13 protein-coding genes and 1 pseudogene are annotated in these 13,169 nt (G+C 57.7%); 13 read left to right on the forward strand and 1 reads right to left on the reverse strand.

Annotation, left to right across the window (positions count from 1 at the left end):
• Window positions 1-75, reverse strand: a pseudogene (locus NKI20_RS23815) (DNA-binding response regulator); the annotation flags it as partial.
• Between the two features lie 1,291 nt (window positions 76-1,366).
• Between NKI20_RS23815 and NKI20_RS23820 the strand changes: the two are divergent.
• The 13 genes from NKI20_RS23820 (at window position 1,367) to NKI20_RS23880 (ending at window position 13,118) form a co-directional block, all read left to right on the forward strand.
• The gene (locus tag NKI20_RS23820; RefSeq protein WP_023766572.1) at window positions 1,367-2,152 is read left to right on the forward strand and encodes a type IV secretion system lytic transglycosylase VirB1; all 786 of its coding nucleotides are present in this window, start codon (window positions 1,367-1,369) and stop codon (window positions 2,150-2,152) included.
• A 14-nt stretch (window positions 2,153-2,166) separates the two neighbouring features.
• A complete protein-coding gene (gene virB2 / locus NKI20_RS23825; RefSeq protein WP_031257862.1) occupies window positions 2,167-2,532 on the forward strand; it encodes a pilin major subunit VirB2 in 366 nt (121 codons plus the stop codon).
• On the forward strand, window positions 2,532-2,858 hold the full coding sequence (locus NKI20_RS23830) for a type IV secretion system protein VirB3 (protein ID WP_023679584.1): 327 nt from the start codon (window positions 2,532-2,534) through the stop codon (window positions 2,856-2,858). Before virB2 ends, NKI20_RS23830 begins: the two co-directional genes overlap by 1 nt.
• A complete protein-coding gene (gene virB4 / locus NKI20_RS23835; protein WP_023775347.1) occupies window positions 2,858-5,227 on the forward strand; it encodes a type IV secretion/conjugal transfer ATPase VirB4 in 2,370 nt (789 codons plus the stop codon). The genes NKI20_RS23830 and virB4 overlap by 1 nt, the downstream gene beginning before the upstream one ends.
• A 13-nt stretch (window positions 5,228-5,240) precedes the next feature.
• A complete protein-coding gene (locus NKI20_RS23840) occupies window positions 5,241-5,924 on the forward strand; it encodes a TrbJ/VirB5 family protein (RefSeq protein ID WP_023785252.1) in 684 nt (227 codons plus the stop codon).
• A gap of 58 nt (window positions 5,925-5,982) precedes the next feature.
• Window positions 5,983-6,870 (forward strand): type IV secretion system protein, encoded by an 888-nt coding sequence (locus NKI20_RS23845; RefSeq protein ID WP_023762840.1) that lies wholly within the window; start codon window positions 5,983-5,985, stop codon window positions 6,868-6,870.
• Between the two features lie 27 nt (window positions 6,871-6,897).
• Window positions 6,898-7,056: a type IV secretion system lipoprotein VirB7 gene (locus NKI20_RS23850; RefSeq protein ID WP_081731114.1), complete on the forward strand. Its 159-nt coding sequence runs from the start codon at window positions 6,898-6,900 to the stop codon at window positions 7,054-7,056.
• Complete coding sequence (locus tag NKI20_RS23855) at window positions 7,053-7,766, forward strand: type IV secretion system protein VirB8 (RefSeq protein ID WP_023785251.1); 714 nt, start codon at window positions 7,053-7,055, stop codon at window positions 7,764-7,766. Before NKI20_RS23850 ends, NKI20_RS23855 begins: the two co-directional genes overlap by 4 nt.
• Window positions 7,763-8,647 (forward strand): TrbG/VirB9 family P-type conjugative transfer protein, encoded by an 885-nt coding sequence (locus tag NKI20_RS23860; protein WP_031250279.1) that lies wholly within the window; start codon window positions 7,763-7,765, stop codon window positions 8,645-8,647. Before NKI20_RS23855 ends, NKI20_RS23860 begins: the two co-directional genes overlap by 4 nt.
• Entirely contained in the window at window positions 8,640-9,779 is a 1,140-nt protein-coding gene (virB10, locus tag NKI20_RS23865; RefSeq protein WP_031250280.1) for a type IV secretion system protein VirB10, read from the forward strand. The genes NKI20_RS23860 and virB10 overlap by 8 nt, the downstream gene beginning before the upstream one ends.
• On the forward strand, window positions 9,763-10,803 hold the full coding sequence (gene virB11 / locus NKI20_RS23870) for a P-type DNA transfer ATPase VirB11 (RefSeq protein ID WP_023779307.1): 1,041 nt from the start codon (window positions 9,763-9,765) through the stop codon (window positions 10,801-10,803). Before virB10 ends, virB11 begins: the two co-directional genes overlap by 17 nt.
• A gap of 720 nt (window positions 10,804-11,523) precedes the next feature.
• Window positions 11,524-12,210 carry a response regulator gene (locus NKI20_RS23875; protein WP_352834906.1) on the forward strand — a complete coding sequence of 229 codons (687 nt, stop codon included), beginning with the start codon at window positions 11,524-11,526 and terminating at the stop codon, window positions 12,208-12,210.
• Between the two features lie 178 nt (window positions 12,211-12,388).
• Window positions 12,389-13,118, forward strand: a protein-coding gene (locus tag NKI20_RS23880; RefSeq protein WP_352834909.1) for an IS6 family transposase whose coding sequence is annotated in 2 segments (ribosomal slippage) — window positions 12,389-12,928 and window positions 12,930-13,118 — 729 coding nt in all. Because the reading frame shifts where the segments join, the coding sequence is not laid out codon by codon here.
• The last annotated feature ends 51 nt before the right edge of the window (window positions 13,119-13,169 follow it).

A 13,169-nucleotide genomic window follows, 5' to 3' on the forward strand; every position in this document is an offset into this window, starting at 1 on the left:
GGCATGCATCGTGAGATACTCGGCGATGAGGCGCCGCATTGCGGCATCATCGTCAATGACAAGAACATGTTTCAACGGCACACCTTCAATCTTGAATCCCCTTGTCTAAACCTGTTGCCGAGCAACCCTGGGGCACCGACCCAGAACAGCTGCTCCTTGATACCACTCGCCGTTGCGTGCGGCCAATGTGAGGCCGTGCTCGTCCTGTTCTTTTCATCCCCAGCGAATTGACCGCACCAAGGCAGCCCGTGGCCACCAGACAGGTCCAAGCGCCGACATGACCCTGCCGTGTGGTCCTTCGCTTTTTCGCTTCGAGCTCCCCCGTTGGTGCAGGCCTGCCAATATCACTCAAGTTCGACCTCATGGATGCCAAGTTTCCTGCTATGCCCTTGCATCCTGGTCATCCTGGAGTTTGCGGACCTGGATCATCTCGATATCCTCCGGCTCGTGGATCCAGCTCGGACATGGTTGAGCAGCGCGGCGTTTGGCTTGATCGGAGAGGCGGTCGGCGGAAGAAGACCGTGATTCGCTGCAGCGGCCTTGTGCAAAATAGTGTGTCTCCTGCCAAGCCGGCTTCGTCCAAGGTGGCCGGCGGCCTCAAATGCTGTTCGGCGACCGGCAGGTCGCCGGTTGCGGTGAACGTCCGGGCTAACATTTCTCAGTTACTGCAACTCCTCCATCTTGAGCGTGTCACTATGCTTGTCCATTGCGCCGTCGGACTCCGTCAATGACGTGCGGTTATCTGCCGATGGGACTGTGCATGATCCACCCTTTGGCGGCGGCGGCCGAACAGCTGAACGAGGCTCGCACCAGGATGGGCTGCGCCGCCACGTCTTCCCAGTTGACCCTCGCCGCCGCGGATTTGCGCCCTCGAGCCAGCTTCGCGGACGAGCTCGCGTCTCAAGCAATGATCTGAGTGTGCAGGGCCGCGCATGGCTGCTCTTTAACGACCGGCAGCATACCGGCAAAGTTGGGCCGCTTTATCGCCTTAGTCGATTCCCCACGGTGATCCCGAGCCTGAACAAGCCCGCCAAGCTCCCCATTTTGTCCTTGGCTTGGCGCTGACAGAAGTACCATCCATGACGCCAAAGTCGCGGCCCACACTCCAGGAGCAACGGACGGCCGGGACGAGCAATCCTGTACAGGAGTCATTGTACCAAGATGCTCCGGATGTCGCTGGCTGATCGGGCCCGCGCCACTCACGCATGCGCAAGATGCTCACCCACGCTGATACGAACACGGTCTTTGCTTCAATTGAAACCGAAAAGCTGAACTTGAACATCACACAGTAACAAACCTCCCCGATAAGCGCGTGCCGGACAGGGCCAGAACCCGTCCGGCGGCTTGGAAAGGTAGGTGATAGGGAATGTTTATTGCAGCTTGGCCGCTGGCCATCGTCCTGATGACATCCATGTCACTCCCAGCCGAGCCCGCGCCACTTTCTCCGCGTGAGTTCCGCAGCCTGTCGCGCAAATGCGCCCCCTGGGTTGCGCCGTCCACCCTCGCCGCGATTGCCAAGATTGAAAGTGGCTTTGAAACGCTGGTGGCTCATGACAACACCACAGGTGAGCAGCTTCGCTGGATAGACCACCTGGAAGCCACGCGGGGCATCAAGGAACGCCTCGAAGCACAACATTCTGTCGATGTTGGATTGATGCAGATAAACAGCAAGAACTTTGCCGTGCTCAATCTCACGCCGGAAAGGGCTTTCGAGCCCTGCGCCTCGCTTTCGGCTGCCGCCCACCTGCTTGAAAGCCGGTATGCCGGCGGCACCACTGCTGTGGCACAGCAACTGGCGCTTCGCCGTGCCATCTCGGCCTATAACACGGGCGACGTCACGCATGGCTTCGCCAACGGTTATGTACGCAAGGTCGAGTCGGCCGCAAAGGACATCTCAAGTCTCCTTGAGAGAACGCTGGAGCCGACTGCTCGAGATGTGCCGCACCTTGAGGCACCCGGTCGGAAAGCCGTGCCGCCTCTGCTCCAGCAGAGCCAACAGGCCAATAGAAAGAAGCAGCCCAACCAAGATTCTTGGGACATCTGGGGCTCGTATCAGCCAGACCGCTCCGGGGCCGATCCCTCCGATCCGACAGGCAGCCAGGCTGCGAAAGCACGGGAACCCTCGAACCCGAACAAACTCGTATTCGATTGAAACATGGAGATGCAATGATGACGCCACTCAAGATACTTCGTGCGCTTAAAACGCGTGTTCCTTCGCCTTTTTTCATGCTGCGCATGGCGGCTGAATATGTACCGGCCGCTGCTGCAGGCGCGGCGTGGACGGTCTTCTACAGCGGGCCAGCCGCGGCTCAGGTGACCGGAGGGACGGATCCTGCCAAGATGGTCCAGAATATCTGCACGTTCATACTTGGGCCCTTTGGACAATCACTGGCCGTGCTCGGGCTCGTAGCCATCGGTATCTCTTGGATGTTCGGTCGTGCTTCACTTGGCCTGGTTGCGGGTGTCGTTGGAGGGATCGTCATCATGTTCGGGGCCAGCTTCCTGGGCAAGGCGCTCATAGGCGGTGGCTGATGAGCGACCGGTTGGAAGTGAGCACCCTCTATGTGGCGGCGACGCGCCCGGCACTGTTTCTGGGGGTGCCGCTGACGCTGGCCGGATTGCTCATGATGTTGGCTGGGCTTGTTATCATTATCCTTCAGAACCCGCTCTACGAAATCGTTCTCGCGCCACTCTGGTTCGGAGCACGGCTGGTTGTTGAGCGTGACTATAACGCGGCAAGCGTCGTGCTGCTCTATTTGCAGACGGCCGGCAGAAGCGTGGACGGGCCGGTCTGGGGAGGCGCAAGCGTCAGCGCCAATCCGATCAGAGTGCCGAAACGCGGAAGAGGAATGGTGTAATGTTCGGCGCCAGCGGCCGGACCGAGAGGTCTGGCGAGATCTACCTTCCGTATGTTGGTCACGTAAGCGATCAGGTTGTCCTTCTGGAAGACGGATCGATCATGGCCATGGCACATGTGAACGGTGTGCCCTTTGATTTGGAAGACGCTGAGATGCGCAACTCGCGCTGCCGCGCGTTCAACACTCTCTTGCGCAACATCGCCGATGACAATATCTCGATATACGCTCATCTTGTGAGACACAACGATGTGCCGGCGCCGGCGCCGCGCCAGTTTCAAAGTGCCTTCGCTGGCAGTCTGAGCGAGGCCTACGAGCGTCGTGTGCTGTCGGGAAAGCTCTTTCGCAACGATCACTTCCTCACTTTGATCGTGTCCCCCCGCACCGCAATCGGCAAGATCGGCTTGCGGATTGCCAAGTCCCGCAGACGGAATGAGCACGATCTAGCCACCCAAATGCGGAGCCTGGAAGACCTCTGGCACATCACTGCTGGCGCGCTCGGCGGTTACGGTCTGCGCCGGTTGGGCATTCGTGAGAAAGGCAACGTGCTCTTCACGGAAATCGGCGAGGCGCTTCGGCTCATGATGACTTGCCGGTTTCTTCCGGTTCCGATGGTTACCGGCTCACTTGGCGCCTCGATCTACACTGACCAGGTCATCTGCGGGAAGCGGGCGCTTGAGATTCGAAGGCCCGTGGATAGCTCCGTCGGATCATTGTTTTCGTTCCGTGAATATCCGGCGACGACGCGGCCGGGCATGCTAAATTCCTTGCTGTCCGCCAACTTCCCGCTTGTCCTGAGCCAGAGCTTTTCCTTCCTCACTCGCCCACAAGCTCATGCCAAACTAAGCCTTAAGTCCAGCCAGATGACGAGTGCCGGCGACAAGGCTCTCACCCAGATCAATGAACTTGCCGAGGCAGAGGACGCACTGGCAAGCAACGAATTCGTGATGGGTTCGCATCATCTGAGCCTGTGCGTCTATGCCGACAGCCTCAATAGCCTTGCAGATCGCGCAGCAAGTGCCCGCGCACGGCTGGCCGACGCGGGCGCCGTTATCGTCCAAGAGGGCATCGGCATGGAGGCCGCATATTGGTCCCAACTTCCGGGGAACAACAGGTGGCGCACGCGCCCGGGGGCGATCACCTCACACAATTTTGCCGGGCTCGTCTCATTTGAGAACTTCCCAAGCGGTTCCAGTTCCGGCCACTGGGGCAATGCTGTTGCGCGCTTTCGCACAAACGGTGGAACTTCTTTCGACTACATCCCCCATGAGAATGACGTCGGCATGACGGCAATATTCGGGCCCGTTGGCAAAGGCAAGACGACGCTGATGACCTTTGTCCTCGCGATGCTTGAGCAAAGCTTGGTCGATCGCAATGGTGCGATCGTCTTCTTCGACAAGGATCGGGGTGGTGAATTGCTGGTGCGAGCCACGGGAGGGACATATCTTGCGTTGCGCAGAGGCGCTCCGAGCGGCTTGGCCCCTCTGCGTGGACTGGACAACACCTCCGCCTCTCGGGACTTTCTGCGCGAGTGGTTGATGGCCCTGATCGAGAGTGACGGCCGTGGTCCGATCTCGCCGGAGGAAAGTCGTCGGCTGGAACGCGGCATTGTTCGTCAGCTTTCGTTCGAACCCCCTATGCGCTCACTTGCGGGCCTGCGCGAGTTCCTATTGCACAGCCCCTCCGAGGGCGCAGGAGCACGGCTGCAGCGGTGGTGTAGAGGGGGCGCGCTTGGATGGGCCTTTGACGGCGACGTGGACGAAGTAAGGCTGGATGCCTCCATTACGGGCTTCGACATGACGCAGCTCCTGGAATATGAGGAGGTCTGTGCACCGGCCGCCGCATACCTTCTGCATCGAGTGGGCGCTATCGTCGATGGTCGTCGGTTCGTCATGAGCTGCGACGAATTTCGATTCTATCTACTCAACCCCCAATTCTCGGCCGTTATCGACAAGTTCTTGCTCACGGTCCGCAAAAACAACGGCATGTTGATACTCGCAACGCAGCAGCCTGAACACGTTCTGGAATCGCCTCTCGGAGCTAGTCTCGTTGCGCAATGTATGACGAAAATTTTCTACCCATCACCGACGGCGGACCGCTCTGCGTATGTCGATGGCTTGAAGTGCACTGCGCAGGAGTTCGAGGCAATCCGCCAGGGAATGGCAATCGGCAGCCGCAAGTTTTTGCTCAAGCGCGATAGCGGGAGTATTGTTTGCGAATTCGATCTTGGGCAGATGCGCGAGTACGTAGCCGTACTCTCGGGGCGGGCCAACACAGTGCGCTTTGCCGACCAGCTTCGTAATCAGCACGGAGACGCCCCAAGTGGGTGGCTCGACAAGTTCATGGCCCGGTACCATGAAGTTCAAGACTGACGGAGGAATATTCATGAAACTTGCCAAACTTGCAGTAACGACCCTTGCTGCTTCCCTTCTGCTTCACGGACAGGCCCGGTCGCAATGGATCGTCACCGACCCTGTAACAGAAACACAATCGACCTTAACAGCGATTTCCAATGCGGCGATCCTTGAGAGGTCAATCGAGACGCTCGCTACCACGATCGAAATGGTGACAATGCTAACGTCGTCATTCGCTGTCACGGGACTGCTAAGCTCACTGAACCAAGGAAATCATTACCCGTCGGGCAATAAGCTGGAGGAGCAGATGTTTGATGCTCGGGCGCCAGCTTCGATTATGGCCCGTAACATTGCGAAGGACCCAAATCGGATAGTCAACGGCACCGATTCAGAAGCGAAACTGTTACAGGGACAAATCGCCGGGGCCGCCAATGCCGCAGCTATTGCAGCCGACACTTTGGGCATGATGGACAAGCGCCTTAAGGATAACGCCGGCACGCTTGGTCAGCTTTCCCGCTCGGGAAATATTATGCAGGCCACCGTGACCAACGGTCTGGTCCTCAAGCAGATTCACGATGCGATGATCCAAAATGTCCAGGCCACGAGTCTGCTGACAATGGCCACTGCACAAGGGAGCCTTCACGCCGTGGAGGAGGCCGCCACGCAGCGTCGCGAACATCAGGACACCGCTAATATGTTTAGCATCCTCCCGTAAACCACACAGAGTTCATCAGGCTCAGCTGCGCTGATCAGGGACACATCAGGCTCACGCCATGAATTTCAAAATTCCCGCGCCATTCACGACTATACACACGATCTTTCATGGGGCCTTCACGTCCGGGCTGCACAAAGTGCTTGAAAACGTCCAAGCGGCGGTCAGTGCGCCTCTGGTTGCGTGTGTCACGCTCTGGATAATAATCCAAGGCTGTCTGGTCATGCGTGGTCAAGTCGATGCGCGCGGGGGTATCTCGCGCGTAATCATGGTGTCGATTGTCGTCGCCCTTATCTTAGGGCAGGCCAACTATCAGCAGTACATTGAAGCGCTCTTCGACGACACGATTCCGAGGTTGGCTCACGACATCAGTGGCAGCGACTTGCCCTTCATCGGAATCCCCCAGAAGCTCGATCTCATGTTTGCTTCAAGCCAGTATGTCTTTCAGCTGATTGCTTCCGAAATTGGACCTATGAACGGCCAGGACATACTTGCTTTCGAGGGAGCGCAATGGATTTTCTACGGCGCGCTGTGGACAGCGTTCGAGATCTACGATGCCGTTGGAATTCTGACGAAGGTGCTCTTGACGATCGGCCCCCTGGTCCTTGTAGGCTACCTTTTTGATCACACTCGAGACATAGCCACCAGATGGATCGGCCAACTGCTCTCGTACGGGCTGCTGCTTCTCCTCCTCAACATCGTTGCAACGATAGTAATCGCTGCCGAAGCAGTCTCGCTGGCAGCCATGCTTTTGATGATCAAATTCTCGGGCACGACAGCAGCCAAGATCATCGGGCTTTACGAGCTCGACATGCTTTTCCTAGCTGGTGACGCTCTGATCGTCGCGCTTCCGACGATCGCCAGCAGCATCGCCGGCGGCTCTTGGGGAGGTGCGAACCGACCTCTTAACAGCCTCAATCGCCACTTTGCCAAAACGGCGGGTGGTTAATCAATCGACAAGCTCGGTGCCAAAAACATGAAATATTGCCTACTTCTGTCAATCCTCGCTTTGGCCGCCTGCAAGACGAGCCATGGGCTTGCGACGTGCGCGGGTGCCCCATTCCAACTGAACGTGGGACAATGGGAAACCACCCCTGAGGATCTTCAGGTCGAATGCGCGGAAGAGCCAAAGTGAAATTTCCTGAACATGCCCTTCTGGTGGAGAGAGAAACGCTAGCCGCCCACTATAAGAAGGTGGAAGCGTTTCAAACGTCACGAGCGAAGTCTGCGCGGCGCCTGTCAAAGGCCCTGATCGCCTTTGCCGCAGCGGCGGTCCTAGGAAATGTTGCCCAGGCATTTACCATCGCTGCCATGGTCCCGTTGGCCAAGCTCGTACCTGTGTTCCTCTGGGTCCGGCCGGATGGGACCGTCGACAGCGAAGTGTCAGTCTCTCGACTGCCGGCAACCCAGGACCGAGCCGTCATAAATGCTTCGCTGTGGGAATATGTACGCCTGCGCGAGGGGTACACAGCAGATACAGCCCAATACGCCTATGACCTCGTATCCAGTTTCAGCGCGCCGGCTGTGCGACAGCAATATCAAGATTTCTTCAACTATCCGAATCCCACCTCGCCGCAAGTCACCGTCGGCAAGCGCGGCAAGCTCGAGGTCGGGCATATTTCCTCAAACGACATCAGTCCGGACGTTCAACAGATCCGTTACAAACGTACGCTTGTTGTCGATGGGCAGATGCCGATAGTGACCACCTGGACAGCTACCATCCGCTACGAGCGCTTGACGGGTCTGCCTGGGCAATCGAGGCTCACCAATCCGGGAGGTCTACTCGTCACTTCCTATCAAGGCTCGGAAGATAGCGTATCGAACCTGGGCTATGTGCAGCCATGACAAAAAGAGCGTTTCTCGCGCTGGTCTGTTCACTCTTCTTAACGATGGAAGCGTCCGCGGAAGACACACCACTTGCCGGCAAGCATGATGCGCGCATGCGCTACCTGGCTTATCGTCCCGACGAAGTGGTGCGCCTGTCTACCGCAGTGGGGGCAACGCTGGTTGTCACATTCGCGGCCAACGAGACAGTCGCAGCCGTGGCCGTTTCCAATAGCAAAGACCTGGCTGCGCTCCCGCGCGCCAACTATCTCTTTTTTAAGGCTAGCCGGATGCTCCCGCCGCAGCCGGTCATCGTGCTGGCCGAGAGTGAGTCCGGTACACGGAGATACGTCTTCAGTATTTCAACGAGAGCGATGCCAAAACTCGATGAGCAGCAACCTGACCTATACTACAGCGTGCAGTTCACCTATCCTGCTGATGAGGCTGCTGCTCAGAGAAAGGACGCAGAAAGGCGCTCGATTCTTGGTCAGGCCCGGGCGAAAGTGCTGCACGACGAGAGAGTTCAGGATTTGTTGAATCGGCCCGCCGCAACTACCAGTCCGGACGAAAGCAATTTTCACTACGTCGCAAAGGGCGATCGATCGCTGGCGCCGCTGCAAGTTTTCGATAATGGCTTTACCACCGTATTTGGCTTCGCAAGCAATTCCCGCATACCCTCCCTCTACATTATCAATCCCGACGGCAAGGAAGCCGCTGCCAATTACACGGTCAAAGGGGACTATGTTGAAGTATCCGCAGTCGCCCGGGAATGGCGTCTGAGAGATGGCAATACGGTCTTGTCCATTTTCAACAGGGCTTATGACCCTGTGGGACGAGCGCCAGGGACCGGTACAGTGACACCCGACGTGTGGCGCGTTTTGAAAGGCTCGGCCGATGAATGAAACCGGCCCACAGTCGGGACATGATGTCCATGCCTCCGGATCGATGGTCTCGGAGCCGGCCCGCCGGCATGTTTCGGGATTGCAGAAGTTGGCCGTCGCTGCTCTTGTTCTCATCTCATCTCTATCGCTCATCTGGCTCGGCGGTCGTCCCAGCACACAAGACGAGCCAACTCAGCCAAAACCTCCAATTGTCGCCGACGCCGAGCCATTCCGCCCCGTGCCGATTAAGATTGCTCCCGAACCTTCAGCACCCGTACAGGCGGCGCAGGCAGGAGATCCTGCGCCATCCACGCCGCCTCCGGCGCCAGCTGATCCGCCGCCGGAGGAATCACCAATTTTCGCCTACAGTGGCAGCGGTCAAATGCCCAACGACGGTCAGCGGAACGAAGACAACCATAGGGATGCTCCCGCGACCTCGCATGAGATTTCAGACGCTGGCGATCTGACGGGGCGATTGAAGCCAGATATACAGGAGCCAAGCCGGGCCACACTTTTGCCGCACCCTGATCTCGTGATTACTCAAGGAACGATAATTCCCTGCATTTTGCAAACGGCAGTCGACACAAATTTACCGGGTTATGTGAAGTGCGTCTTACCTAAAGACGTCCGCGGCGCCACCAACAACGTGGTGCTTTTGGATCGCGGGACGACCGTGATTGGCGAGATCCAGCGTGGTCTCCAACAGGGGGATGCGCGTGTCTTCGTGCTGTGGACGCGCATCGAAACGCCTGACCATGCCCTCGTTTCGCTAGCGTCGCCGGGCGCTGACGAGCTCGGCCGCTCCGGAATGCCTGGCACGGTGGATAATCACTTCTGGCAGCGCTTTGGCGGAGCAATGCTCATGAGCGTCATTCAAGGCGCGTTTCAGGCCGCCGGTCAATACGCTGGCAGCTCAGGTGGAGGAAGCGGCATCAACAGCTTCCAGAGCAACGCCGGACAAGCCGTTGACACGACCCTTAGAGCAACGATCAACGTTCCGCCAACTCTGAAGAAAAACCAGGGAGATGCTGTATCCATCTTTGTGGCTCGGGACCTCGATTTCTCAGATGTATACGATCTTAGAGCGATCGCCGTGGCGCCAGCCCCCCAACATCGCCAACGCCGGAGAGACAACAATGCGACCGGAGGCTGACCCTCAATTGCGTTTGCTTCTCAACCCTGTTCTGAAATGGCTTGAGGAGCCAAGGACCGAAGAGGTCGCTATCAACCGGCCTGGGGAAGCCTTTGTCCGACAGGCCGGCGTTTTCACGAAACATCCGCTACCGCTATCTTATGACGATCTGGAGGACATCGCGATCCTCGCTGGAGCGCTGCGCAAGCAAGATGTCGGACCGCAAAGCCCCCTCTGTGCGACTGAGCTGCCGAACGGAGAGCGGCTGCAGATCTGTTTGCCGCCCGCTGTTCCCTCAGGAACAATAAGCCTGACGATACGGCGTCCCTCAAGTCGTGTGACCGAACTCAAGGAAGTTTCTTCTCGCTACGAATACTCGCGTTGGAATCAATGGCGGTCACGAAAGGAGCGCCAAGAGCGGCAGGACGAAACGATTCTTCAGCACTACGACCATGGTGACTTGGAGCAATTTTTGCGAGCGTGCGTTTGCGGGCGGCTCACGATGCTGCTTTGCGGACCTACTGGAAGCGGCAAAACGACAATGAGCAAGACTTTGATCAACGCTATACCCCCGCAAGAGAGGCTGATAAGTATCGAGGACACGCTCGAACTTGCAATCCCGCACGAGAACCATGTCCGGTTACTCTATCCGAAGGACCGAGCAGGCGTAGGTGCGGTGACAGCCGAGCAACTGTTGCAAGCCAGCTTGCGCATGCGCCCTGATCGAATATTGCTTGGCGAGATGCGCGATGATGCTGCTTGGGCCTACCTTAGCGAAGTCGTCTCCGGCCATGCGGGATCAATATCAACGATTCATGGGGCGGATCCGGTCCAAGGCTTTAAAAAGCTCTTTTCACTCGTCAAGAGCAGCCCGCAAGGAGCTGCTGTGGAAGACCACACGCTTCTTGACCTGCTGTCGGCTGCCATTGACGTCATTGTGCCGTTCAGTACCCACGGCGACGTGTATGAGGTGGGGGAGGTGTGGCTCGCCGCCGATGCCCGGCGACGCGGAGAGACAGTAGCCGACCTTCTTAACAAGCACTAAGGCTAGAGCACGTCGGGGATCGGTAAGTCGTTTGTGATACGATGGCGTAATTTGTTCGGATTGAACGTCCACTTTGATTTGACGGAGGTGGATAATGGGAGGAGGACTGGGCGTAGACCTTCGGTCACAAGTCTGAAGTCTTCGGGCGCCCTGTCGGCGCGGCAAGTTGCGGCACGATTCGACTGGGTGTATCGAGCGCGTCCGCTGAATTGCGCGGGCGACGCTCACCGAGCTGGTGCCGATGCCTGCTTCAAAAGCGGCATCGACACCCGGCAGGTCGTACCCTTGATTTACCTAGCCGCGCTCAATGAGCGTGTTCAAAGCCGCCGAACGTGTTCGGAATGACCGGTTGGCAAATCGGGAAGTGCCGTACAGGGAATCCTCCTGGTATTGCCTCCAGGGGGTCCTCTCGATGAACAAAGCCGCAACCTGCCCTTGCGACCTCAGCTGGAGTTTGCGACGCAACCCATATAGGAGGATCGATGCGCAGAGAAATCGCAGGCAGAGTCGGTGGCATTGTGGGCTGGCCGACCGACGGTTTCAGCCCGTCAACAGGTCTTCACGTGTTCCATCCCCGACTATTGCAGGCGTGCGACTTGCATGCTCCCGCGATCACCCATCGGAAAGAGCGTTACGAACACTACGAAGAGTTGCGCGACTTCTGCTGTCGCCCCGGTCTTACAGCGGACGGTGACCTGTCCTACTTTGATAGGACGTGAAATGCGAACGCTGCTCATTGATCATCATGTGGATCTTACGCGCGCCGTGCGAGCTGCGCTCGGGGATAGCGGTTTTGCCGTTGATGTAGTTGGCAACCTGGAACAGGCGTCGAGGGCATTTTGTTGCGCAACCTATGAAATTCTCCTGCTGGAGTTGGCTCTGCCAGATGGCGATGGCTTGGGCTGGCTGAGACAGCTAAGGAGCGACGGGCATTCAGTTCCAACCCTCATTATGAGTAGCTTCAACGATCTCGAGAAGCGAATTGCAATTTTCAACGGTGGCGCGGACGACTTTCTGCTCAAGCCCGTCTCTTTTGATGAGCTCATCGCCAGAATGAGAGCCATTCTGCGCCGGTCGACACAGGTGACCGACCCCATCGTTGTATTTGGCAATCTCAATTTCGATCCGATCGGCCGACAGGTTTCCGTCTCGGGTCATCCTCTGAAGATCGCACGCCGCGAACTATGTATTTTAGAGCATCTGCTTATCCGTGCAGGCCGCATCGTGCCTCGTGCGCAGTTGGAAGATCACCTCTATTCGTTCAACGACGAGGTATCTGCCAACGCGCTTGAAGTCGGAATCTATCGCTTACGTGGACACCTGAGTAGGTCAGGTGCAACGCCACGGATCACGACCGTGCGCGGCATTGGTTACCTTCTTGAATTGACTGAGGCGGCATCCGCATAGTTGGTCTAAATTGAAAGAACAGACTGCCTGCCCGTCGTCAGGTTGAGCTTGTGGCCATAATCGACATCGCGGCCGCCCTTGACGATGGTGTCGGCATGCGGTTCGAACGGCTCTGTCGCAAACCTTTTGGTAAGCGGAGCATGGCAAGAAACACTCCTCAGCTGTGGAGGAGCACGTGATGTTCAACGGCCACCATATCGACCAGTCGGTGATCCTGCTGTGCGTGCGCTGGTACCTGGCCTACACTCTGAGCCTGCGCGATCTGGAAGAGATGATGGCCGAATGCGGCTTGAAGGTCGACCACTCCACCGTGCATCGCTGGGTCGCCCACTTCTCGCCGCAGCTGCTGGAGCGCTTCAACCGGCGCAAGCGTGCGGTCGGCAGCAAGTGGCATATGGACGAGACGTACATCAAGGTCCGCGGCCATGGATGTACCATCGACAGCCTCGGCGACACGGTCGAGTTGTTCTTCAGCGAAAACCGTGACCTGGTGGCGGCCCAACGCTTCCTCCACAAGGCGCTGACGCGCCATGGCCGGCCGGAGCGCATCGTCATCGACGGCAGCCAGACCAATTACGAAGCGATCCTTTCCTGCGACGCTGAAAGCCGGCTGCGGCAGCGATCGCGGCGACCGCTGAAGCCGATCCGCATCCGCAATAGCCGGTATCTCAACAATCGGATCGAACAGGATCACCGGCGTATCAAGCGCCGCATTCGATCCATCCATCGGCTTCAAGTCGCAGGCGAGCGCCGTGGTTATCCTCTCCGGCATCGAGATGATCCACATGATGGGCAAGCGACAGGCGAGGTATGCCTACAAGTCTGTCGATCGCTGTTTCGATATCCTAAATGCCGAGATGGGCGCCTTGCCACGCTCCTCAATGCCCCTCATGATTCACCGCCTATAGCTACCAACTGAATGAATCATCGTGATTGTCGCGCAGCGGAATCCTCAAGGA

The sequence above is a fragment of the Mesorhizobium sp. M0830 genome (genome assembly GCF_040319965.1).
Taxonomy (GTDB): Bacteria; Pseudomonadota; Alphaproteobacteria; order Rhizobiales; family Rhizobiaceae; genus Mesorhizobium.

What these genes read in the sequence shown, in the direction of transcription:
- NKI20_RS23820 (WP_023766572.1), top strand. Translation starts at nt 1,367, where the DNA reads ATGTTTATTGCAGCTTGGCCGCTGGCCATCGTCCTGATGACATCCATG.
- virB2 (WP_031257862.1), top strand. Translation starts at nt 2,167, where the DNA reads ATGATGACGCCACTCAAGATACTTCGTGCGCTTAAAACGCGTGTTCCT.
- NKI20_RS23830 (WP_023679584.1), top strand. Translation starts at nt 2,532, where the DNA reads ATGAGCGACCGGTTGGAAGTGAGCACCCTCTATGTGGCGGCGACGCGC.
- virB4 (WP_023775347.1), top strand. Translation starts at nt 2,858, where the DNA reads ATGTTCGGCGCCAGCGGCCGGACCGAGAGGTCTGGCGAGATCTACCTT.
- NKI20_RS23840 (WP_023785252.1), top strand. Translation starts at nt 5,241, where the DNA reads ATGAAACTTGCCAAACTTGCAGTAACGACCCTTGCTGCTTCCCTTCTG.
- NKI20_RS23845 (WP_023762840.1), top strand. Translation starts at nt 5,983, where the DNA reads ATGAATTTCAAAATTCCCGCGCCATTCACGACTATACACACGATCTTT.
- NKI20_RS23850 (WP_081731114.1), top strand. Translation starts at nt 6,898, where the DNA reads ATGAAATATTGCCTACTTCTGTCAATCCTCGCTTTGGCCGCCTGCAAG.
- NKI20_RS23860 (WP_031250279.1), top strand. Translation starts at nt 7,763, where the DNA reads ATGACAAAAAGAGCGTTTCTCGCGCTGGTCTGTTCACTCTTCTTAACG.
- virB10 (WP_031250280.1), top strand. Translation starts at nt 8,640, where the DNA reads ATGAATGAAACCGGCCCACAGTCGGGACATGATGTCCATGCCTCCGGA.
- virB11 (WP_023779307.1), top strand. Translation starts at nt 9,763, where the DNA reads ATGCGACCGGAGGCTGACCCTCAATTGCGTTTGCTTCTCAACCCTGTT.
- NKI20_RS23875 (WP_352834906.1), top strand. Translation starts at nt 11,524, where the DNA reads ATGCGAACGCTGCTCATTGATCATCATGTGGATCTTACGCGCGCCGTG.